The sequence below is a fragment of the Carboxydocella sporoproducens DSM 16521 genome, assembly GCF_900167165.1.
GTDB lineage: Bacteria > Bacillota.
On sequence record NZ_FUXM01000007.1, the window covers coordinates 16,394 to 38,504 of the forward strand.

At 51.5% G+C, this 22,111-nt stretch carries 25 protein-coding genes; 21 read left to right on the forward strand and 4 right to left on the reverse strand.

The window, feature by feature from the left end; all coding sequences use genetic code 11:
• Nucleotide 1 precedes the first annotated feature (1 nt).
• From B5D20_RS04260 to deoC, 6 genes are all read left to right on the forward strand, one after another.
• A complete protein-coding gene (locus B5D20_RS04260) occupies nucleotides 2-2,206 on the forward strand; it encodes an HD family phosphohydrolase (RefSeq protein ID WP_078664987.1) in 2,205 nt (734 codons plus the stop codon).
• A complete protein-coding gene (ybeY, locus tag B5D20_RS04265; protein WP_078664988.1) occupies nucleotides 2,148-2,618 on the forward strand; it encodes an rRNA maturation RNase YbeY in 471 nt (156 codons plus the stop codon). The genes B5D20_RS04260 and ybeY overlap by 59 nt, the downstream gene beginning before the upstream one ends.
• Before the next feature lie 11 nt (nucleotides 2,619-2,629).
• Complete coding sequence (locus B5D20_RS04270; RefSeq protein WP_078664989.1) at nucleotides 2,630-3,001, forward strand: diacylglycerol kinase family protein; 372 nt, start codon at nucleotides 2,630-2,632, stop codon at nucleotides 2,999-3,001.
• Between the two features lie 12 nt (nucleotides 3,002-3,013).
• Entirely contained in the window at nucleotides 3,014-3,436 is a 423-nt protein-coding gene (locus tag B5D20_RS04275; protein WP_078664990.1) for a cytidine deaminase, read from the forward strand.
• Between the two features lies 1 nt (nucleotide 3,437).
• Nucleotides 3,438-4,334, forward strand: a complete 897-nt coding sequence (gene era, locus B5D20_RS04280) for a GTPase Era (protein ID WP_078664991.1) — start codon at nucleotides 3,438-3,440, stop codon at nucleotides 4,332-4,334.
• 73 nt (nucleotides 4,335-4,407) lie between these two features.
• Entirely contained in the window at nucleotides 4,408-5,100 is a 693-nt protein-coding gene (gene deoC, locus B5D20_RS04285) for a deoxyribose-phosphate aldolase (RefSeq protein WP_078664992.1), read from the forward strand.
• On the opposite strand, the gene B5D20_RS04290 is transcribed toward deoC, so the two are convergent.
• Complete coding sequence (locus B5D20_RS04290; protein ID WP_078664993.1) at nucleotides 5,097-5,531, reverse strand: DUF2889 domain-containing protein; 435 nt, start codon at nucleotides 5,529-5,531, stop codon at nucleotides 5,097-5,099. The two genes, deoC and B5D20_RS04290, sit on opposite strands and share 4 nt — an antisense overlap.
• 107 nt (nucleotides 5,532-5,638) lie before the next feature.
• Here B5D20_RS04290 and recO point away from each other — a divergent pair, with 107 nt between their 5' ends.
• Nucleotides 5,639-6,502 carry a DNA repair protein RecO gene (recO, locus tag B5D20_RS04295; RefSeq protein WP_078664994.1) on the forward strand — a complete coding sequence of 288 codons (864 nt, stop codon included), beginning with the start codon at nucleotides 5,639-5,641 and terminating at the stop codon, nucleotides 6,500-6,502.
• The gene (locus B5D20_RS04300; RefSeq protein ID WP_159071823.1) at nucleotides 6,411-6,788 is read left to right on the forward strand and encodes a DUF4342 domain-containing protein; all 378 of its coding nucleotides are present in this window, start codon (nucleotides 6,411-6,413) and stop codon (nucleotides 6,786-6,788) included. Before recO ends, B5D20_RS04300 begins: the two co-directional genes overlap by 92 nt.
• Nucleotides 6,789-6,848: 60 nt before the next feature.
• Here B5D20_RS04300 and B5D20_RS13635 read toward each other — a convergent pair whose 3' ends face one another.
• Entirely contained in the window at nucleotides 6,849-7,766 is a 918-nt protein-coding gene (locus B5D20_RS13635; RefSeq protein WP_107758349.1) for a DUF5667 domain-containing protein, read from the reverse strand.
• Between the two features lie 345 nt (nucleotides 7,767-8,111).
• On the opposite strand from B5D20_RS13635, the gene glyQ reads away from it, so the two are divergent.
• The 8 genes from glyQ (at nucleotide 8,112) to B5D20_RS04350 (ending at nucleotide 16,957) form a co-directional block, all read left to right on the forward strand.
• A complete protein-coding gene (glyQ, locus tag B5D20_RS04315) occupies nucleotides 8,112-8,996 on the forward strand; it encodes a glycine--tRNA ligase subunit alpha (protein WP_078664998.1) in 885 nt (294 codons plus the stop codon).
• A 4-nt stretch (nucleotides 8,997-9,000) separates the two neighbouring features.
• Complete coding sequence (glyS, locus tag B5D20_RS04320; protein ID WP_078664999.1) at nucleotides 9,001-11,082, forward strand: glycine--tRNA ligase subunit beta; 2,082 nt, start codon at nucleotides 9,001-9,003, stop codon at nucleotides 11,080-11,082.
• A gap of 178 nt (nucleotides 11,083-11,260) precedes the next feature.
• Complete coding sequence (locus tag B5D20_RS04325; protein ID WP_078665000.1) at nucleotides 11,261-11,530, forward strand: AbrB/MazE/SpoVT family DNA-binding domain-containing protein; 270 nt, start codon at nucleotides 11,261-11,263, stop codon at nucleotides 11,528-11,530.
• Nucleotides 11,523-11,945, forward strand: a complete 423-nt coding sequence (locus tag B5D20_RS04330) for a type II toxin-antitoxin system VapC family toxin (RefSeq protein ID WP_078665001.1) — start codon at nucleotides 11,523-11,525, stop codon at nucleotides 11,943-11,945. The genes B5D20_RS04325 and B5D20_RS04330 overlap by 8 nt, the downstream gene beginning before the upstream one ends.
• 116 nt (nucleotides 11,946-12,061) lie before the next feature.
• Nucleotides 12,062-13,300, forward strand: coding sequence for a DUF438 domain-containing protein (locus B5D20_RS04335; RefSeq protein WP_078665002.1), 1,239 nt, complete (start codon nucleotides 12,062-12,064; stop codon nucleotides 13,298-13,300).
• Nucleotides 13,301-13,512: 212 nt separating this feature from the next.
• Complete coding sequence (locus tag B5D20_RS04340) at nucleotides 13,513-15,372, forward strand: methyl-accepting chemotaxis protein (RefSeq protein WP_159071824.1); 1,860 nt, start codon at nucleotides 13,513-13,515, stop codon at nucleotides 15,370-15,372.
• A gap of 81 nt (nucleotides 15,373-15,453) precedes the next feature.
• Nucleotides 15,454-16,308: a bifunctional 5,10-methylenetetrahydrofolate dehydrogenase/5,10-methenyltetrahydrofolate cyclohydrolase gene (locus B5D20_RS04345; RefSeq protein WP_078665004.1), complete on the forward strand. Its 855-nt coding sequence runs from the start codon at nucleotides 15,454-15,456 to the stop codon at nucleotides 16,306-16,308.
• Nucleotides 16,309-16,324: 16 nt separating this feature from the next.
• The gene (locus B5D20_RS04350) at nucleotides 16,325-16,957 is read left to right on the forward strand and encodes a cyclodeaminase/cyclohydrolase family protein (RefSeq protein ID WP_078665005.1); all 633 of its coding nucleotides are present in this window, start codon (nucleotides 16,325-16,327) and stop codon (nucleotides 16,955-16,957) included.
• 1 nt (nucleotide 16,958) lies between these two features.
• On the opposite strand, the gene B5D20_RS04355 is transcribed toward B5D20_RS04350, so the two are convergent.
• Together B5D20_RS04355 and B5D20_RS04360 are read right to left on the reverse strand one after the other, a co-directional pair.
• Nucleotides 16,959-17,369 carry a hypothetical protein gene (locus B5D20_RS04355; RefSeq protein WP_078665006.1) on the reverse strand — a complete coding sequence of 137 codons (411 nt, stop codon included), beginning with the start codon at nucleotides 17,367-17,369 and terminating at the stop codon, nucleotides 16,959-16,961.
• A gap of 56 nt (nucleotides 17,370-17,425) precedes the next feature.
• The gene (locus B5D20_RS04360; RefSeq protein WP_078665007.1) at nucleotides 17,426-18,142 is read right to left on the reverse strand and encodes a 4Fe-4S binding protein; all 717 of its coding nucleotides are present in this window, start codon (nucleotides 18,140-18,142) and stop codon (nucleotides 17,426-17,428) included.
• A gap of 92 nt (nucleotides 18,143-18,234) precedes the next feature.
• Between B5D20_RS04360 and B5D20_RS04365 the strand changes: the two genes are divergently transcribed.
• From B5D20_RS04365 to recN, 5 genes are read left to right on the forward strand one after another with little or no spacing between them, the layout of a single operon-like run.
• Nucleotides 18,235-18,603, forward strand: coding sequence for a type II toxin-antitoxin system PemK/MazF family toxin (locus tag B5D20_RS04365; RefSeq protein ID WP_078665008.1), 369 nt, complete (start codon nucleotides 18,235-18,237; stop codon nucleotides 18,601-18,603).
• Entirely contained in the window at nucleotides 18,603-19,412 is an 810-nt protein-coding gene (locus tag B5D20_RS04370) for an NAD(+)/NADH kinase (protein WP_078665009.1), read from the forward strand. The genes B5D20_RS04365 and B5D20_RS04370 overlap by 1 nt, the downstream gene beginning before the upstream one ends.
• Nucleotides 19,405-19,971 (forward strand): tRNA 5-(aminomethyl)-2-thiouridylate-methyltransferase MnmM, encoded by a 567-nt coding sequence (gene mnmM / locus B5D20_RS04375; RefSeq protein ID WP_078665010.1) that lies wholly within the window; start codon nucleotides 19,405-19,407, stop codon nucleotides 19,969-19,971. The genes B5D20_RS04370 and mnmM overlap by 8 nt, the downstream gene beginning before the upstream one ends.
• Nucleotides 19,972-19,977: 6 nt before the next feature.
• Nucleotides 19,978-20,433 (forward strand): arginine repressor, encoded by a 456-nt coding sequence (argR, locus tag B5D20_RS04380; RefSeq protein WP_078665011.1) that lies wholly within the window; start codon nucleotides 19,978-19,980, stop codon nucleotides 20,431-20,433.
• Nucleotides 20,434-20,444: 11 nt separating this feature from the next.
• Nucleotides 20,445-22,103: a DNA repair protein RecN gene (recN, locus tag B5D20_RS04385; RefSeq protein WP_159071825.1), complete on the forward strand. Its 1,659-nt coding sequence runs from the start codon at nucleotides 20,445-20,447 to the stop codon at nucleotides 22,101-22,103.
• Nucleotides 22,104-22,111 lie beyond the last annotated feature (8 nt).

Genomic DNA, 22,111 nt, shown 5'->3' on the forward strand with positions numbered 1-22,111 from the left:
AATGAACTGGCAAGAACAGTTACGCAACCTCTTGTTACGGGGATATGTCAGGAAGCTGTGGGAACAAAAAGAAGTGCGCCGGGCACTGCTGGCCGGATTTTTTTTCCTGGCCTATTTTGTCGTCCTCAGTGTTAATTTTCTGCCTGATAACATTAATTTGAAAGTAGGGCAGGTAGCACCAAAAAACATTTTTTCACCAAGCAGTGTGGTTTATGTGGATGAGAAAGCCACCGAAGCCAGGCGGCAGGCAGCGGCTGCCACTATCGTGCCGGTTTATGACCAGAATGTAACGGTAGCCAGTAAACTGGAGGAAGAAGTAACCGGGTTCTTTGACCAGATTCGCCAGGCCCGGCAACAGACCCAGCTGAATTTGACGGACAAGCGTCTGCTGGTGGAAAAAACCCTGACCATCCAGGTTCAGGACCAGGAAATCGAAATGCTGTTAACGGCCGATGACCGGACTATTGACAGTCTGGAGCAACAGGCTCTGCAGCTATTGCGCCAGGCCATGACCCAGGGCGTGCCAGAAGACAAGCTGGAAACGGAAAAAGAGCGGCTTCGCCGCCAAATAGGCGACCTGGGACTGAAAAAACCATACCGGGACTTACTGGTGCGGCTGACGGCCAATATCCTGCGGCCCAATCTGATTATCAACCAGGAGGAAACCAAACGGCGCATCAATGAGGCCCGACAGGCTGTGCCGCCGGTAACCAAGTCGGTATTGCAAAATGAGCTGATCATTTCCAAGGGGGAAAGAGTAACCCAGGAAACCCTGGAGAAACTACAGGCAGTGGGATTGATGCGGCCTAAGTCCACCTGGCCGGTTTTGCTGGGCATTGCCTTGATGCTGGCTCTCAATTTTGCCCTGACTCTGGCCTATTTGATTTATTTTCGCCCTGATCTGTATCACAATGAGAAACAGCTTTCCCTGCTGGCACTGATAGGGTTGATCAGCCTCCTGATTATTCGGGGCTTTTTGGCCCTCAATTTCAGTGACCGACCTGAAATCAATGTCCTGAGTGCCTATATGGTTCCAGTAGCTGCGGCTTCCATGCTGATAACAGTCCTTTTGGACAGCCAGCTGGCCCTGTTAATTACCCTTTTGCTGAACTGGTGGCTGGGAGTGCTGTCAGGATTTCAGCTGCGCTTTGCCCTGGTGGGATTGGTCAGTGGCATTTTTGCCATCTATGGCCTGCGGCGGGTGACCCAGCGTTCCGATCTGGTGAAAACAGGACTGATGCATGTGGCACTATCAGCGGTGGCGATGATTATCTCCGTCTGTCTGGTAACGGATGTCAGTCCTACCCTGACCGGAGTGGCCATTGCCTATGGAGTGGTGAACGGGGTGCTCAGTGCCGTACTGGCAGGAGGCTTTTTGCCTTTGCTGGAATCGGCTTTTGACCTGACTTCACCCATGCGATTGCTGGAAATTACCAATCCCAATGCCCCTTTGTTGAAGGAGCTCTTGATGGAAGCACCGGGCACCTATCATCATGCCATTATCGTCGGTAATCTGGCTGAAGCAGCGGCCGATGCTATTGGGGCTGATTCTCTGGTCTGCCGGGCCGGTGCCTATTATCACGATGTGGGGAAAATTCAGCGACCGGGCTTTTTTATCGAAAACCAGATGAGTGGAACTAACCCCCATGAACGGATTGCACCGTCTCTATCCACCCTGATCATTACTTCCCACGTTAAGGATGGGGTGGAACTAGGCCGGAAATATCGCCTGCCCCAGGCAGTACTGGATATAATCGCCCAGCACCACGGCACCTGTTTGGTCAGCTATTTCTACCACCGGGCCAAGGAGGCTGACCGCCTGGAAACGGTACAGGAAGAAGACTACCGCTATCCAGGGCCCAAACCCCAGACACGGGAGGCTGCCATAGTCATGCTGGCGGATTCCGTTGAAGCAGCGGTCAGAGCCAAAATGCAGGCTGGCCAGCTGGCAGGCCTGGGCCCTCTGGAAGGGTTTGTGCGCAAGATTATCAAGGAAAAACTGACTGATGGCCAGCTGGATGAGAGTGATTTAACCCTGCGGGATCTGGAAAAAATCGCTCAGGCCTTTATGAAGGTATTAAAAGGGATAGTCCATGCCCGCATTGAATATCCTGAAGAATTGAAAGGATTGGAAAGGGGCAGTGCCAATGCCGATTCAGATCGAGAATCTCCAGAGCCAGCGGGAAATAACAGCGGAAATGCTTGATACAATCCGCCAGGTGGCGGAATACACCTTGCAAATCCATGAAGGTACAGAAGGAGCAGAGGTCAGCCTGGTGCTGGTGGACGATGAGGAAATCCGCCGCCTCAACCGGGACTACCGCGGCAAGGATATGCCTACGGATGTGCTGTCTTTTGCCCAGCGCGAACGGCTGGAAGAAGAGCCGGAGTTTACCTCCCCTCTGGAAACAGAAGTGCTGGGCGATGTGATTATCTCGGTGGAAAGGGCCGAAGAACAGGCCCGGGATTATGGTCACAGCCTGAAGCGGGAACTGGCTTTTTTGACTGTGCATGGAGTCTTGCATCTCCTGGGCTATGACCACCAGACTGAAGCCGAGGAAGCGGAGATGCTGGAAACACAGAGGGAAGTACTGAATGCCCTGGGTATCCACCGTTAGGAGCATTGGGTATGAGAAACCGCAATCTTTTACAGAGTTTTGCCTGTGCCTGGCAGGGGCTGTTATATGCCCTTAAAACCCAGCGCAATATGCGCATTCATCTGCTGGCTTTCATTCTGGTGATTGCCTTTAGCTTTATCCTGCACCTGAGCCGGGGAGAATTTTTATGGATCTGGCTGGCAGCTACCATGGTAATTTGCCTGGAACTGGTCAATACCGCTTTAGAAGCGGTGGTAGACCTGGCAGCCGGGCAGGAATGGCACCGTCTGGCAGCTATTGCCAAAGACGTGGCCGCCGGGGCGGTGTTGCTGGCAGCTATTCACGCTATGTTTGTCGGCTTACTGGTATTTGGCCCCCGCCTACTGGCTTTATTCAGCAGATAGAGGAGGATTGACATGAAACTAACGGAACAGCAAATCCAGCAGCTGATCAGTGAAGCCATTAACGCCCAGCAAAAGGCCTATGCACCCTATTCCCACTTTCGGGTAGGGGCAGCGCTGCTGGGTAAATCTGGCCGCATATATCAGGGCTGCAATGTGGAAAATGCCTCTTATGGTTTGACCAATTGTGCTGAGCGGACTGCTATTTTCAGGGCTGTTGCGGAAGGAGAAAGGGATTTTGTGGCGCTGGCTTTGGTGGGAGATATAGCTGAACCCTGCTCCCCCTGTGGCGCTTGCCGCCAGGTGATGGTGGAATTTAACCCTGACCTGCAGGTGATAATGGCAGCACCGGACGGAAGTTACCGCCTAACCACGGCTGCCCAGTTATTGCCGGGATTTTTCAGCCCCCGGGCATTGCCCGCAGGAAAGGAGGAGTAAGATGGCTTTTCGTTCCGGTTTTGTAGCCATTGTCGGACGACCCAATGTAGGTAAATCCACTTTGATGAACAGTGTGGTTGGGGAAAAAGTGGCCATCATGTCCGATAAGCCTCAGACTACCCGCAATAAAATTCGCTGTATTTATACTACAGATAGCGCTCAGGTCATTTTTGTTGACACTCCCGGAATCCACAAGCCCAAACACCGGCTGGGGGAAGTATTGAACCAAGCTGCCCTCTCAACCTTAAAGGAAGTGGATGCCATTCTCTTTGTAGTGGAAGCTACTGCCCAGCCCGGACCAGGGGATAAATTCATTATCGAGCACCTGGTGAAAGTTAATACTCCGGTGTTGCTGGTAGTTAACAAAATCGATCAGTTGCCTGATAAGCAGGCGGTTTTGCCGATAATCGAAGCCTACCGTGATTTGCTGCCTTTTGCTGAAATCGTCCCTGTATCAGCTCTTTACCGGGATAATTTGGACCGGCTGGTAGAAGTCCTGTTCAACTATTTACCGGAAGGGCCGATGTATTATCCTCCGGATATGGTAACTGATCACCCGGAACGTTTTATTGTGGCAGAAATAATTCGGGAAAAAATCCTGCATCTGACCCGGGATGAAGTACCCCATTCCGTAGCTGTTGAAGTGGAGGAAATGAAGGAACGGTCCAGCAATCTGGTGTATGTGCGGGCCAATATCTATGTGGAACGGGAATCCCAGAAAGGCATTATTGTCGGCCATCAGGGCCGGATGTTAAAACAGGTAGGACAGCTGGCCCGTCAGGATCTGGAAAATTTGCTGGGTTCCAAACTTTATCTGGATTTATGGGTTAAAGTGAAAAAGGACTGGCGCAACCGGGAACAAATTTTACGGCAATTTGGCTACCGGGAGGAGGATTAGACAAGTTTTTGTCTAATTCTTTTATGGGTGTAAAAGTCAGACATCTGTCATCTTACAAAGGAGGAGTATCGAAATGAACACCAGAGAAATCGCTGCTATGATTGACCACACTTTATTGAAACCGGAAACCACACCGGAACAGATTATTAAGCTCTGTCAGGAGGCCCGGGAGCATGAGTTTGCCTCGGTTTGCGTCAACCCCGCCTATGTGGCTCTGGCAGCCAGAGAGCTGGCTGATAGTCCGGTCAAAGTCTGTACTGTGATTGGTTTTCCGTTAGGAGCCAACCGTCCTCAAATCAAGGCCCAGGAAACAGAACTGGCTATCCGGGAAGGGGCCAGGGAAGTGGATATGGTTATCAATATCGGGGCGGCTAAGGCCGGGGACTGGCAGCTGGTAGAGGAGGATATCCGGGCTGTGGTGGCTGCTGCCCGGAATCTGGAAAAGGAAGCGGGGCAGATTATCGTCAAGGTAATCATTGAAACCTGCCTGCTCACTGATGAGGAAAAAGTAAAAGCCTGCCAGGCGGCGGTAAACGCCGGGGCAGACTTTGTCAAAACTTCCACTGGATTTGCCGGTGGCGGGGCTACTGTGGCTGATGTGGAATTAATGCGCAAGACGGTAGGACCGACCATCGGAGTTAAGGCATCCGGCGGGGTGCGCAACTTAGAACAGGCCCGGGCCATGATCGCTGCTGGAGCCAATCGCATCGGTACCAGTAACGGAGTAGCCATTATGGCCGGATTGACTGTAAACGGTGGCTACTAATCACTGGGACGGGGCGGATAGCCGACACAGGTTCCGGCCAGTTCCCTGGCCACTGTTTCCAGGGCTTCTTCCTCGCTGCTGGCACCGCTGACCAGGTGAGTATTGATGACCAGCGGCAGAAAAGCTGCCAGCAGATTTTTCATGTTAATACAGCCTTCACTACCACTGAACAGCTGGTTAAGGGTGCGGTTCAGGCCGCGAGCTACCCGCACTCCCACCAGCTGTTTTAGTTTGGTTTCAATCAGGGGGCAGTAGGGGCTGGGGGTACGGTGGAAGCTGGCCTCTACCCTGGTGATTTCATAGTCCGGTAAGCCAATGAATAACAGTAATCTGATGTCATGGTAGCGGTCACAGATGCTCAGTTCAGCCTGGATAACCTCAGAGCTGATTTTTTTGAAATCTGCCTGCATGGTACGGGAAAATTCCGCCATTTCTCTCTCCTCCTCCCTTTTCTTTATCTTAAAGTTCAACACCGGGTTTTATAATCCTGCTCTCTTTGTTAAAATATAAAATAAGATAAGAAACGGAGAGAAGGATAATGGCACTGATTCAAACAGAAGGACTGGTACTGGCAGTCAAACCCCAGTCCGAGGCGGATTTACTGGTGACCCTGTTTAGCCGCGAGCTGGGAAAAGTGCAGGTAGCAGCCAAAGGGGTAAGGAAGGCAGCCAGCCGCCGCCGGGCCCTGGCTCAGCCTCTGATCCATGCCCGCTATTTACTTTATGAAGGCTCAAATTATCTGCATTTGAACCAGGGCGAGCTGATTTCTGCCTTTCCGGAGCTCAGACAGGATCTGGAAAAGCTCCTTTCCGCCCAGTATTTGCTGGGGTTATGGGAACGGGTCCTGCCCCTGCGGCAACCGGCCCCGCGTCTGTATCGATTGCTGGGGGCAGCTCTGCATTTGCTGGCTCCTTTAGATACCAGCCTGGTTTTAACCTATGTAGAAGCCCAGTTTTTGCAGGTGCTGGGACTAAGGCCAGAGGTTAACCACTGTGTCCAATGCCGGCGGCCACTAGGGGCGGGTAAATCCTGGTGGGCCCTGGCTGCGGGAGGACTGCGCGGGGAATGCTGTGGCCCACCCTATCCAGGAGCAGTTTTGCTTTCACCCCGGTTGAAAAGGCTTTTGCGGTGTTTCTTTTATCTGCAGCCAGCGGAATTGGCTGCTCTGGAGGTATCTGCCGCGGAACTGGAGGCTATTCATCAGCTGCTGGCCGAACATGCCAGCCAGCATTTGGAAGGTATAAAACTGCAGCGACCCCTGATAGACCTTTCGGCTCCGGTTATACTAGGGGATGAAAGGGGGAATCAGGATGGCAATGGAACTGTACGAAAAAATGGATATTCTGCGGCAGAAAACAGGGGTGACTTATCGGGAGGCCCGGCGGGCCCTGGAGGCGACTAAAGGGGACCTGGCAGAAGCCTTGATCTGGCTGGAAGAACGACGGCCCCAGCTGCGGAAAAAACCGGCTTTGAAGCGTTTGCGCAGTGTACTGCAGTGGTCTGCGGAAACCAAAATCCGGATTAGCAAAGAGGGCAAAGTGCTGGCTGAACTTCCGGCGGCAGCAGGAATAGCCGCTTTGGGTTTAACTTTAACCAGTGCCAGGGCGGCATTTATCGGGGCCCTGGGAATTTCTGCTTTACTGAATCGAGGTTATCGACTGGAAATGGAATTAAATAATGAAAGATAACAGCCTGGAATAACAGACGGAGCCGGTCTCCTCAAAAGGAGCGGCTCCGTTTTTGGCTGGTTAGCGATTGGACTCTTCTTCATTATATTCCTTTTGAGTCTCATCATTATTATTTTCACCGTTTTTTTCCTCTTTGTCATCTTTTTGGTTCGCCGTTTCTGTTAATATTTCTGTTTTCGTTTCTATGGTTGTATCTGTTTCAAGTTTATTCTCATCTTCATCATTATTAATACTATCATTTTCTTTTTTCTTTTCTTTTTCAGTTTCTTTTTTGGTTTTCTCTTTCATTTCTTCTTTTGCTTCTGCTTGTTTTTCAATAGCTTCATTCAGCTTGTCCTGAGTCTCTTGCAGGTTTTCTTGTGCTTTTTCTATAGCTTCAGGATTACTGGTGTTAATAGCTTCATTTAAAGCTTTTTCAGCTGCTTTAACTTCCTGTTTAGCTTGTTGTAATTCTTTGTGTGAACTGACAAATTCTTTAATTAATTCCAGACGGTCTTTAACATCTTCGAGATTATCCCTGGCTTCATCTGGGGCTTTTGCTAATACCTGGTTGAGAGTGTCTACACTCTGTTGTTTTACCTCTTGGATTTTGGGCGAAATTGTTGTTGCTACTTCTGCCGGCAGTTGAGTTTGCATATTTTCCAGGGTCTGTACAGTTGTTACAAGGTCAGCGGTTGCTTTTACTGCTAAATCATATTTCCCTGCTGCCTGCATCGTTTTAGCTTCAGCCATACGCTCCTGGGCCAGAGTGGCTAATAATTCTGCTTTAGCCTGTTCAGAAAAGGTAATTGCTAATTGCAGTTGTTCCAGGAATCTCTCGAGAGGGTAGAGCCAGCTGTCAGGAGTAACACCGGCCTCAGCAGATTGTTGAATTACCGGGGGACTGGACACAGTCTCGGCGGCCCAGGTCAATCCAGGGGTGGTAACTGCCAGGGCTGTCGATAAAGCGATACTGAGCAATTTTCCAGAGTTTTTCATATTTCATCCCTCCGCTTCTCTATTTGTCATCAAATAATACGGATAAAAAGAGGTATTTTAGGGGGCTACTTGACAAAAAAACAATTTTTTTGTTTAATAATCTTCAAGTACAACCATTCCATATTTGCGCAGCGAGGAACAGGAGGAGTAACCATTTTAAGCCTGCCAAGCGAACCGGGGAGGGTGGAAGCCCGGTCAGGGGGGATGGTGAAGGGCGCCTGGGAGCTGCAGTTAAAGAGGTGGACCGCATTAGCGGTCAACCAGGGTGGAACCGCGGGTAGCAAGCCCGTCCCTGGCCTGATGGGCCGGGGACGGGCTTTTTAGATTGACAAGGAGGTTGATGCTATGAATTTTCAGGACATGATCCTGGCCCTCAATAAGTTCTGGGCCGAACAGAACTGCATCATTCAGCAGCCCTATGATGTGGAAAAGGGTGCTGGTACTATGAATCCTGCTACTTTTTTGCGGGCATTAGGACCTGAACCCTGGAATGTGGCTTATGTGGAACCTTCCCGGCGGCCCACGGACGGTCGCTATGGGGAAAACCCCAATCGTCTGCAACATTATTATCAGTATCAGGTGATCCTCAAACCCAGCCCCGATAATGTGCTGGATATCTATCTGGACAGTTTGCGGGCTATTGGCATTGATCCAGCCCAGCATGATATCCGCTTTGTGGAGGACAACTGGGAAAGTCCCACCCTGGGAGCCTGGGGTCTGGGCTGGGAAGTCTGGCTGGATGGCATGGAAGTAACCCAGTTTACCTACTTCCAGCAGTGTGGCGGGATTGATTGCCGTCCAGTTTGCGCAGAGATTACTTATGGTTTGGAACGCCTGGCTATGTTTATTCAGAAAAAGGACAATGTCTTTGACATCGAATGGGTAAATGGCATCACCTACGGCGATGTCCATCATCAGGGCGAAGTGGAACATTCCCATTATAACTTTGAAATCGCAGATACCGACATGCTCTTCCGCCTTTTCGATATGTATGAACAGGAAGCCAAACGGGTGCTGGAGGCCGGGTTTGTCCTGCCTGCCTATGACTATGTCCTCAAGTGTTCTCATACCTTTAACCTGCTGGATGCCCGGGGGGCTATCAGTGTTACCGAGCGGACCGGTTACATCGCCCGGGTGCGCAACCTGGCCCGTCTCAGCGCTCAGGCCTATATTGAACAGAGAGAGCGGCTGGGCTATCCTTTGTTAAAACAGGCGAAACAGGAGGGATAAGGGAATGACCAGGGAGTTTTTGCTGGAAATAGGCACAGAAGAAATACCGGCTAAATTCTTGCCCGGAGCCATCAAACAGCTGGAAGAACTGGCCCAGAAGGCCCTGGATAAAGAGAAATTAACTTATGAGCAAATCCGGGTCTGGGCCACACCGCGTCGGCTGGTGTTGAATATCACCGGTCTGCCGGAAAAACAGGCCGATGTGACCGAAGAAGTGAAAGGGCCGGCAAAAAAAGCGGCTTTTGATGCTGAGGGCAAGCCCACGAAAGCAGTGGAAGGTTTTGCCCGCAGTCAGGGAGTAGCCCTGGCTGATCTGCTGATCAAAGAAGTGAACGGGGTGGAGTATGTTTTTGCCCGCAAGGAAATCAAAGGGCGCAGTACCGCTGAGGTGATGACTGAACTTGCCCCTACTTTCATCAGTGGCCTTTCTTTCCCCAAGCCCATGCGCTGGGCCCATTATGATTTTCGTTTTGCCCGGCCTATCCGCTGGCTGCTCTGTCTGCTGGATGACCAGGTGCTGGAATTTAAGCTGGAAAACCTGGTGAGTGGCCGCCTGACTTATGGCCACCGGGTGCTGGGTCCAGGCCCCTTCACTGTCAACCATGCTTCTGAATACCGGCAGCTATTGCTGGAGAAAGGCTATGTTATGGTGGATCAGGAGGAACGGCGGCGCCAGGTCTGGCAGCAGATTCAGGACCTGGCCGCCCGGGAAGGGGGGCAGGTGGAAGAGGATGCGGACTTGCTGGAAGAAATCATTTACCTGCTGGAATATCCCACTGCCCTGTGCGGCAGCTTTGAGGCGGAATTTTTGCAACTGCCTGATGAAGTCATCATCACTCCCATGAAAGAACACCAGCGCTACTTCCCGGTCCGGGACCAGCAGGGCAGATTGCTGAACAAATTCATCACCGTCCGCAATGGTACAGCCGATTACATCGAGATCGTGCGGGAGGGCAATGAAAAGGTGCTGCGGGCCCGGCTGGCTGATGCCCGGTTCTTCTATGAGGAGGACCAGAAGCAGCCCCTGGCTGCCTATCTGCCCCGGCTGGATAAAATCGTGTTCCAGGAAAACCTGGGGACACTGGGGGAAAAGGTGCAGCGCATTCAGAACCTGACCTCCTACCTGGCGGAGACCTTGCAGGTAGTGGCGGAGGAAAAGGAAATTGCCGCTCGCACTGCCCGGCTGGCCAAGGCAGACCTGGTCACCAGCATGGTTTATGAGTTCCCCGAACTGCAGGGGATTATGGGCCGCTATTATGCCCGCCTGTCAGGCGAACGGGAAGAAGTGGCGCAGGCCATTTTCGAGCACTATTTACCCCGTTTTGCCGGGGATATGCTGCCTGCCAGCGTAGCAGGGGCCATGGTCAGCATTGCTGACAAACTGGATACCATCGTAGGGTGCTTTGCAGTGGGCATTCAGCCTACCGGTTCTCAGGATCCCTACGCCCTGCGGCGGCAGGCTCTGGGTATCTGCCATATCCTGCTCCAGCGGGGCTGGCATCTGGATTTACCGGCAGCTATCAACAGGGCTTATGCTGCTATTGCTGACAAGCCTGGCCTCAAGCTGGACCGGGAAAAAACCGTTGTGGAAGTAATGGAGTTTTTCCGCCTTCGCCTCCGTTATATCTTGATGGAAGATGAAGGCCTGGCCTATGATACAGTGGATGCTGTCCTGGCGGCCGGTTATGCTGACCTGACCGCTGCGGCTGAACGGGCCCGCGCTCTGGCCAAAGTCCGGCAGGAGGCGGATTTTGCTGATGTGCAGACAGCTTTTACCCGGGTGGTCAATCTGGCTAAAAAGGATGAAGGCGGGCAAGTAGTAAAAGAGTTGTTGCAGGAACCGGCGGAGCAAGCGCTACTGGCTGCCTGGCAGGCTTTCCGGGAGGAAAGCGAGGAGCTCCTGCGGGCCGGACGCTATGAAGAGTGGTTCAAACGGGCTTCCCAGCTGCGGCCGGTGATTGACCGCTTCTTTACCGAGGTGATGGTCATGGCCAAAGAGGAGGATTTGCGCCGGGCCCGGCTGGCCCTGTTACGGGAACTGGCCGCTGATTTAAGTGCGGCTGCGGATTTGAGCAAACTGGCTTAAAAGACAATCCCTGTCCTATTGGGGCAGGGATTTTTTTGTGCAAGCATGGCATGGGCGAGAGCCGAAGGTGTTTACGATGCCAGTACACAGCGAGAGACAAAAATCTTTTTGTTTCTTGTTTTTTGTCAATACGCATCATATAATATGTATATACAATTGATGAAAGGACGGTTTTCAAATGGAAGTAAGAAAAATATATAAAGCAGGGAACAGCTATGTTATTTCAATTCCAAAACAAGTTATTAAGTTACTGAATCTTAAAGTAGGAGACCAAATTTTATTTAAATGGCAACAGGACCAGGTAATACTTACACCGATAGTCAAAAAAAACAAGATTGAGGTTATTCGTCGAATTGCTGGTTGTCTGGCAGACCAAGAAGAACTGGTTCAGGATTTATTAGAGATCAGGGAGCTGGAATCAGACCGGGAGGGAACGGTCCTTGAGTAAGTTTTTAATAGATACAAATATAATAATTTACTTAATGAAAGGCGAGAAGGAAGTTATAAATTTTTTTGAAACTATTTTACAGGATGAAAACAATGAGCTAATATTTTCGGTTATCACAGTTACTGAAATCTTTTCCAGACCAATTTCTGAAAAAATCAAAGCAGCTGTTAATGAATTTTTAGCTTTAGGTACGGTAATAGATTTGAATCAGGAGCTGGCGCTGCTGACCGGGGTTTTGCGTGCAGAAATGTATCAACAGGGTCGAAAGGTACCGAAATTACCTGATGCTGTTATTGCTATGACAGCAAAAGTTACGGGAGCGGTACTGATTACCCACAATGTTAAAGATTTTAATCAGATTCCAGATTTGCAAATTTGCGACCCGTTTCAAGCCGAATATGATGAGGCAGACTAGACATATAATTTACCTGCTGTGATGAAAAACACATTTCCTTTCGTCAGCGGCCACAGCCTAATTCCGACTAAAACGGTAAACTATAAACAGAATCAGGGACGAAAGGAGAGAGCAAGATGAGTGAACTGATCGATAATGGCAAAGAAAAACGCCAGCAGCTCAAGGAAATTATCCTGGCCCTGCATGCTGGCAAAGACCCGGATGTATTGAAAAGGGAGTTTAAACATCTCCTGGAGAAAGTAGGAGCCAGCGAAGTAGGGGCCCTGGAACAGGAACTGATCGCCTCCGGCGAATTGAGTGAACAGGAAGTGAAGCGGTTATGTGATGTCCATGCTGCCCTGTTCCAGGAGGGATTGGAGAAGCAAGGGCGGCCGGAGGAGGAACCGGGCCACCCGGTACACACCTTTAAGCTGGAAAACCGGGCCATTGAACAGGTTGTGGCTGAAGAGCGAAAAATTATTGACCGCATGGCTACAGCAGAGCCCGAAGAGCTGAAGGAACTGCTGGAAAAGTGGCGACAGGCCCACAGCAGGTTAATGGAGATCGAAAAGCATTACAGCCGCAAGGAAAACATAGTTTTCCCCTATTTGGAGCAACATGGAATTTCCGGGCCTTCCAAGGTAATGTGGGCTGTCCATGATGATATCCGGGCTCTGCTCAAACAAGTCCGTCAGTTTTTGGCCAGCCCACCGGCAGAAAGGGAAGAAATAGTAGCTTTTGCCCGGAAGGTAGCCTTACCCGCTCTGGAAGCAGTAACCAGCATGATTTTTAAAGAAGAAAATATCCTCTTCCCGATGTGTCTGGACAAATTTACTCCGGCTCAGTGGCAGGCCATTTATGACCAGAGCGATGAAATCGGTTATACTCTGATTGAGCCAGCACAAAAATGGCGGGCAGCGGGGCTTGATGTCGCGGCAACTCAGGCGGAAGGCCAGGTTGCGGCGACAGGGAAGTTAAAAGTCGGTGTGGGGGAGTTGACTTTAGAAGAAATTACCCTCATATTCAACCACCTGCCGGTGGATATTACCTTCGTAGATAGAGATGATGTAGTGCGTTACTTCTCCCAGGGCCCGGAACGCATTTTTGCCCGTACTCCCGCTATTATCGGGCGCAGGGTGCAGAACTGCCATCCGCCTGACAGTGTGCATATAGTGGAGAAAATCCTGGACGATTTCAAGCACGGTCGGCGCAATAAAGCCGAGTTCTGGTTGCCTTTCAATGGCATGTATGTTTACATTACCTATTTTGCAGTGCGCAATGAGAAGGGCGAATATGCTGGTACCCTGGAAGTAACCCAGAATATCAAGCCTTTGCAGGCCATTAGCGGTGAAAAGCGGATACTGGATGAAAATTAAATAAAGACTACAATTTAGCCCTCGTTCAACTGGAATGAGGGCTTGCTTTTTTACCACTATGTTGTCACTGAACAAAAGTTGTCGAAAAAACCATAAATTTGCAGGAAAAAGTTTAGCAGTGAAGAATATATAAAATAAGATTGCAACTTATTGAACAAATTTGGCTGGCGGAAAGGCAGCGGGTATGGAAATCCAGAGAGGAGAGAATGGAAGTGAGTTACTGGACAATCAAAAGAAAATTGCTTGTCACATTCTTTAGCTTATTAGCGGTAGCGATCATACTCAGTATAAGCAGCTTTATCAATATGCGTAAAATGCATGAGATCTATGGTGAAATAATTAGACAGGATATGCCAGCTGCGCTAACTGTCGCGGAACTTCGGGGGGATGAATTAAATTTGCGCGGACTGGTCAGAGCCTACATGCTCTATGGGAACGAGGATTATGCCAGTCAGTTTACGGAGATGCAAAAGGAATGGGATGTAACAGCTGGCAGATTGGAAAAAGCGCTTGTTTCTCAAGCGGAAATTCAGAAACTCGAGCAGTTGAGAGCTGAACATAAAGCCTATGTGACGATCTGTCAGGAAATCATCAGTGCTTTTCGCAATGGCAATAAACAGAAGGGTATGGAACTGGCCCAAAAGTCTTTACTCTACGCCAAAGCCTATGATCAGATTAGCAGTGAATTGATTGGGCTGATTGAGCAAGAAGTGAAGAGGGCAGTGGACTCAGCTCAGCAAACTTCAATTCAGGCCAATCTTATCAATATTTTTATTACCCTGGTCGGTCTGGTCCTGGGTCTGCTGACTGCCTGGCGCATGGCTAATAAACTCTCCCGGCCTGTGGTTGAACTGGCTGCCACTACCGAGCTGGTAGCTCAAGGGGACCTGGCAGTTAAAATTCCGGAAGTGCAAACTGAAGATGAAATCAAGATTCTGTCCGGCAGTTTCACCACAATGGTAGAAAACCTGCGGCGATTGCTGGGCAATTTGCAGGACTCAGCCCAGCAGGTAGCAGCAACTGCCCAGCAACTGAATGCAGCAGCAGAAGCGGGAGTGTCGGTTTCCACCCAGGTTGCCCGCTCCATAACGGAGCTGGCAGCAGCTAACAATCAGCAGTGTGCTACTGCCGGAAACGCAGCGGTAATGATGGAACAGCTGAACAATGCTATCGACCAGATTGCCCGGGGGGCTCAGGAACAGGCACTGAACGTTACGCAAATGGCGGAAATGATTAATCAGATGGTCAAGGGGGTAGAAGAGGCCAGTCAGAACACGGCCCAGGTGGCCCAGGTAGCTACCCGCACGACCGAAGTGGCAGAAGCCGGGGGAAGGGCGGTAGAAGAAACCATCCGGGGGATGCACCGGATTCGCAATGTGGTGCTGGAATCGGCAGAAAAAATCCGGGAGCTGGGGCATTACTCCGAGCAAATCGGCCAGATTATCCAGGTGATCGACGAGATTGCTGAACAGACCAACTTGCTGGCATTAAATGCAGCCATTGAGGCAGCGCGGGCCGGGGAACACGGCAAAGGCTTTGCTGTGGTGGCAGATGAGGTGCGGAAGCTGGCGGAACGCTCCAGCAAAGCTACCAAGGAAATCGCCAATCTGGTCAATACTATTCAGAGGGGCACTGCCCAGGCTGTAACAGCCATGGAAAGTGGAACCGAAGAGGTGGAAAATGGCGTGCAGCTGGCTGATGCCGCTGAGAAAGCCCTCAGGGAAATTATCACCATGATTGAGCAGGCCAATGAACAAATGCAAAATCTGTCTGCCGTAATTGAACAGATTTCGGCCGGGACAGGGGAAGTGTTGAAAGCGGTAGACAGCGTGGCCGCAATTACCGAAGAAAACAGTGCCGCTGCTGAGGAAATGGCGGCTTCCAGTGAACAGGTGCGGGATGCCATCGGTCAGGTGCTGGGCAGCTGTGAAATCAGCTCCAGCAATAGTGAAGAAATCAGCGCTTCTACAGAAGAGCTGAATGCTACTTCCGAACAGATCAGCAATGCAGCTCAAAATCTAGCTCAACTGGCCAGTCAGTTACAGAGCTTAACGACCAAATTTAAATTATAGAATAGTTTGACAACTCAGCAGGAAAAATTCCCTTCCCGTAGAATATATACGGTTGAAATCATCGGGAGGGGAGTGATTTGAGTGGCTGCCAATTTAATCGATGGCAAAGCCATTGCCGCTACCATCAGGGAGGAAGTGGCGGCGGAGGTCAGCAAATTGAAAGAAGAAGGGATTAGCCCCAAGCTGGCGGTAGTGCTGGTGGGAGATGATCCGGCATCAGTGGTCTATGCCAACTCCAAGAAAAATGCCGGGACCAAACTGGGATTTGAATTTGAACTTTTCCATCTGCCCGGCTCCACCCAGGAAGAAGAGGTTATCGCGCTGATTGAAAAACTCAACGGGGATGAAACGGTCCACGGTATCATGGTGGAACTGCCCTTGCCCAAACACATCAGCAAGGAGCGGGTGATGAAAACCGTTTCTCCTTTAAAGGATGTAGATGGGGTACATCCCATCAACCGGGGCTACATACTGAGCGGGGAGGAGGGCCTCTTTCCTGCCACTCCGGAAAGCTGTATTGAGGTGATTAAGCGCTCTGGCCTGCCGATTGCCGGTAAACATGCGGTAATCGTGGGTCGGGGTGAAACAGTGGGTAAACCCCTGGTGTTCATGATTCTGAAGGAAAATGCTACGGTTACTGTATGCCATAGCCGTACCCCTGATCTGGCCTATCACACCCGCCAGGCGGACATTCTCATCGCCGCTGTGGGTAAGGCCAAAATGATCAAGGCTGATATGATCAAGCCAGGAGCAGTGGTAGTAGATGCCGGGATCAATGAAATCGATGGTGGCATCTGCGGGGATGTGGACTTTGAAGCAGCAAAAGAAGTAGCTGGCTGGATTACACCCGTACCCGGTGGCGTGGGTAGCCTTACCACAGCTCTGATTTACCGGAATGTGCTGAAAGGCATTCGCCTGCAGCGCCAGCAACAATAAAGGGGGTACTGGTTGGATGAGTCACGTTTTTGACCTTTCTGTGCGCGAATTTTTGAAAGTAGCTGCTTCTGACAGCCCAACCCCAGGGGGTGGCAGTGTCTCAGCCCTGGTAGGCAGTCTGGCAGCATCCATGGTTTCAATGGTGGCCAATTTGACGGTAGGCAAGGAAAAATACAAGGATGTAGAGCCGGAAGTTAAAGAAATTCTGCAGGAAATTCAAGCAGTAATGGCTCGCCTGGAACAACTGACTGCTCAGGATATTAAGGAATTCGGCAACTTCATGGAAGTATTGAAAATGCCCAAAAACACTGAAGAAGAAAAAGCCCTGCGGGCAGCCAAAATGCAGGAAGCTCTCAAAAGCGCTACTGACACGCCGCTGGAAATCGCCCGGGTTTGCTTAAAGGCCCTGGAGCTGGCCGACCGTTTGAGTGGAATTGGCAACAAGGGAGCTATCAGCGATGTGGGAGTAGGGGCTTATGTGGCGGAAGCGGCTTTAAATGCTGTTTTACTCAGCGTGGACATCAATTTGCCCATGATCAAGGATGAGGCCTATGTTGCCCAGGCCAAAGCCGAACGGGATCAGCTGGTGGCCCGGGCCCGGGAACTGAAGGAAAAAGCGGTGGCAGTGGTACAGAGCCGTCTGGCCTAGGTCAATAGAGCTGGGACATTTCCTCCAGCAGCTGCTGGGCCCAGCGGGTAAAATAGCCGGTTTTCAGCACTTGCTGGCAGTGGAAAAGGCATTTTTCCACTGCCTTCTGTTTTGTCAAAACCTGGTCAGAATAGAGCTGGGCCAGATTGGCATGAATGTGGGCCAGATCTGCCTGTAAGCCCTGCTTTTCCGCCAGCTGCCAGGCAAAGTGCAGGATGAACTCACAGAAATCCCAGTGTCCATGGGGCAGAGCATTGGCTGCTGTAACCCAGAGAAACTGGCAGGGGCGGCGCAGGGTTTGGGTGTAGACAGGGTCGGCAAAGCCATAACTTAGCAGCAGTTGCTTGTGTTCGGGGAGCAGGGAAAAGTAAAAAGGCAGTAATCCCAGCCGTTTCAGGTGGCGTAAATACATGGTTTGGCCTCCTTATGCGGATAAGTCAGGGATATCCTGCCCTTTTTCCCGTTCTTTTATTCCTTTTCCCAGGCGGCACAGGGGCCAACGGAACATTTGCCACAGACATCACAGAGGCCAAGGTGAGTGAACCGGGCTGCTACCTCCAGTAGACGACTATAGCATTTTTGCTTGTCCAGCCCCGTTGCGGTCAAGGCACCGACTGGACAGACCCGCCAGCAATAGCCACAATCAAGACAGGGCTCTGGTGGCGGTGCCGGGGGCAGCTGGGTTGACAGCCAGTCGGGAGGGGCATCAGTCACCAGACTGCCAAAGCGCCCGGCACAGCCAGCTGCCGTGATGGCCTGCTGGTGGCGGCCAAAGACAGCCAGACCGGCGGCAACTGCCAGGCTTTTGTGGGACCAGGGAGCAGTCAAGGTCTTTTCATCAAAATTATGGGTAGCCGGTTGCCAGGCAGCATGATAACCTGCCTGTTCCAGCCAGTGAGCAATGGCCTGGTTAAATTGGCCGATTACCTGATTGGTCCGAACATAATATTCTGCCCAGAGGGGAGCGGTATCAGGTTGCTGGCGATTGGCAGCAATCACTTCTGGCGGGAAAGGTAGAAAATAAATGAGAATAGTCCGGGCTGAAGCCAGCAAATCTACGGGTTGAAGGTGATAGGGTAGATGATGATAAAGCTCTCCTAGCCCGGGATCGTCAACGGGCAGGAGGGCGAAAAGAGGAGGTCGGTAGAAACTGGCCCAGGGAGAAAAGAGGGTAGCTAAACTCATGTGAAAGCCTCCTTGCGTTGCTGTTTTTTACTATATTATAATTAAACAGAAGCAGGGTCAATTTTATTTGCCCGGAAAGGGGACAATAATTTATGAATGGACTGGAGATCAAAAGAGGAGATATCGTGCTGGCCCGGTATTTTTTTAACGACCGGGAGCGGACAGGGCCGGTACTGGTGATTCAGAATAACTGGGGCAACCGGGTCAGCCCGCTGGTAATTGTGGCTCCCATTGTACCCTGTAAACCGGGGGATTGTCTGGATGATCCCCTGCAAGTACCACTGGGGGCAGAGAATGCGGCAGAAACGGGTTTGAAAAACAGTTCGGTCTTGCTTAACGTTATTCTCACCATCGAACGCAAGCGTTTACTGGAGATAATCGGGAGACTGCCCGGGCGGCTGGTGCCCAAAATCGAGGCAGGTCTGAAATTTTCCCTGGGCCTGGAGCAAGGAGGAAACTGATGAAAAACAAAACCGTTGGTTTAATTATTAACCAACAAAAAATGGGAGCAGTGGAAACAGGAAACTATCTCCGCACTCGTCTCAAGGAGCTGGGCTGGCAAATCGACCAGGAGGAGGCCGATTTTGTCCTGGTGTTAGGAGGGGATGGTACCCTCCTGCAGGCCGCAAGGGACCTGGCACCCCGGGGTATCCCTGTTCTTGGTATCAATTTCGGCCAGCTCGGTTTTTTAACGGAAATCGAGGTACATGACCTGGACTGGGCCCTGGAGCGGCTGGCAGCGGCTGCCTACCGGATCGAGGAAAGGATGATGCTGGAGGCCCGGGTACAGCGACAGGGAAGGCTGCTGGAAACCGCTATTGCCTTAAATGACGTGGTAGTGACCAAGGGGGCTTTTGCCCGCCTGCTGCCACTGGATATTTTCGTCAACCGGGAACATGTCTCCACCATACCCGCTGATGGGATTATCGTGGCTTCTCCTACTGGTTCTACTGCCTATTCCCTGTCCGCAGGCGGGGCCATTGTCCCACCCCATCTGGAAGTGCTGCTGATTACCCCGATCTGTCCTCATTCTCTTACTTCCCGGCCCATGGTAGTGGGGCCTGAAGCCGAAGTCATGATCAGAGTGGGTCATTATGAGGGACAGGCTATGTTGACCGTGGATGGACAGCATGGAGTAGTGCTGGAACCGGATGATTTGATCTGTGTGCAACGGGCTGGGGTAAGAGCGCGGTTTATCAAGTTAACGGACCGCACTTTCTTCCAGGTCTTGCGCCAGAAACTGAAAGCGGGTGACCGGTGCAATGTCTAGTCCATTGGCAGGAGCGGTGGCTCTCAGCCACTTCTGGTTGGCTCAGGTAGTACGGCCAGGCGACCGGGCGGTGGACGCGACCTGTGGCAATGGCCATGATACGCAGTATCTGGCTGAACTGGTGGGGGAAAACGGCAAGGTCTGGGCCTTTGATGTTCAGGAGACAGCTATTAGCAATACCAAAGAGCGGCTAGAGGCAGCCGGACTGGCTGCCCGGGTAGAACTGATTCTGGATGGGCACCAGCATCTTAAGCGGTATGTTTCAGAGCCGGTCAAGGCAGTGGTTTTTAATCTGGGTTATTTGCCAGGCAGTGACAAAAGGGTGATTACCCTGGCCGAGACCACCCTTAACGCCCTGCAACAGGCAGTGGAACTGCTTTTACCGGGAGGAATAATTGCCATTGCTATCTATACAGGTCACGCTGGCGGTGAGGAGGAAGCCCGGGAGGTGGAGAGCTGGGCAGCGGCTTTACCCAGATGTTATAATGTTTGGTCACAGCGGCTGTTGAACCGCTCTCAGACAGCGCCCTATTTATTACTGGTGGAAAAAGGAGGATAATTGGCGATGAAGGCAATGCGCCAGCGCCTGATTTTAGATATCATTGAGGAGAAAGTTATTGAAACCCAGGAGGAACTAGCGGAGGAATTGCGGGCCCGTGGCATTGAAGTAACTCAGGCCACTGTGTCCCGGGATATCAAGGAATTGCGCCTGGTCAAGATCCCCACCGGAGATGGGACCTATCGCTATGGTTTGCCCCGGGATTCGGTAATTGAGCACAGTGAAGAGCGAATGCGCCGTATTTTTCTTGATTCCGTAGCTCATATAGACCACTGTGATAACCTGATTGTCATCAAAACCTTGCCGGGAACCGCCCAGGCGGTGGCCTCCACCATTGATGGGGCTCAGTGGGAGGAAATCATGGGGACGGTAGCCGGTGATGATACTATTCTGGTTATTGTTAAACCCAAAGAGGCAACTGAACAGGTGGTAACCCGTTTTAAAGAGATGATGCTGGGATAGGGGGTGCGATGATGCTCCTCACCTTGTGTATCGAAAATTTTGCCCTGATTGAGAGGCTGGAACTGGAGCTGGCAGAAGGCTTCACTGTTTTTACCGGGGAGACCGGGGCTGGTAAGTCCATTATCATGGATGCCCTTGCCCTTTTGACCGGGGCTAGAGGGGCTACTGAATTTATCCGCCATGGGGCCCAGGAAACCAGAGTAAGCGGGGTTTTTTTGCCAGCTGACCGGGAAGGCTGGGTGGTAAAACTGCAGCAACAGGGGATTGAACCGGAGGAAGACGGCACTATTTTTCTGGAGAGGGTATTGAACCTGAATGGCCGCAGCCAGTGCCGCATTAATGGCCGTTTATTGCCTTTGAACCAGTATCGGGAGCTGATAGGTGGCCTGGCCGAGATTCATGCTCAGCACCAGCAGCAGTTTTTGCTCAGACCGGAACGGCACTTAGAACTGCTGGACCGTTATGCCGGGCGGGACCATTGCCAGCAGGTCAGGCAGCTTGCCCAATTGGCCCGGCGTTATCGCCAGCTGCTGGCAACAAAGGAGGAACTGCAGGCCAGCGGCCGGCAGCGCTGGCGGGAAATAGATTTACTCCGTTACCAGCTGCAGGAAATCGATAAGGCCCAGTTACAACCCGGGGAAGAGGAAGAACTGCTGGAAAGGGTACAATTACTGGGTCAGGCGGAGAGGTTGGCCCAGTCCTGTGGCAGGGCCTATGAACTGCTGGCGGCAGGAAGTGGCCGTCAGCCGGCTGCTTTGGACCTGCTGGCCCAGGTGATGGAGGAAGTGAAACAGCTGGCTCGCCTGCATCAGGGAGCAACTCCGCTGGCTACTGAGGTGGAGGAGTGCTATTATCGCCTGGAAGAGCTGGCCCGGGAGCTGAGCCGTTATCAGGAAAAAATCGAGTTTGACCCGGAAGGGCTGGAACTGGCTCAGGAGCGACTGGATTTGATTAAACAGCTCTGTAAGAAATATGGCAGTACGGTGACGGATGTGCTGGCTTACCGGGAACAGATCAAACTGGAGCTGAACAAACTGGAACAGGCGGAAGAGAATCTGGAGGAAATCCAGCTACAACTGGAACAGCTGGAACAAGAGGGGAAAGAGCTGGCAGAGGTGGTCAATGGGCAAAGAAGACAGGCCGCTATTCTCCTGGCCAGAGCGATTGAAAATCAATTAGCGGATCTGGCCATGGCCGGTTCCCGTTTCTCTGTCCAGCTGTCTCCAACGGAACACTGGAGCCAGAACGGTGGCAGCGATGCGGAATTTTTCCTCAGCCCCAACCCGGGAGAACCTCTGAAGCCCCTGGCCAAAATCGCTTCTGGTGGGGAATTATCCCGGATTTTACTGGCTTTACGCACTGTTTTGCTAACTGAGGAACCGGGAATCACCCTGGTTTTTGATGAAGTGGATGCTGGCTTGAGCGGGGCAGCAGCCCGCAAGGTAGGAGAAAAGCTGGCCCAGCTGGGCCAGCAGTATCAGGTCCTGAGCATCACCCACTCTCCGGCGGTAGCAGGTCTGGCTGATCAACATTTCTACATTTATAAAGAAGTAGTTGGGGAAAGAACTTTTACCCGGGTCAAAACTCTGGCAGCGGAGGAAAGGCTGACAGAACTGGCCCGCATGGTAGGTGGCGAACATACGGGAGAACTTCTGAAAGCGCAGGGCTAAGGCTCTGC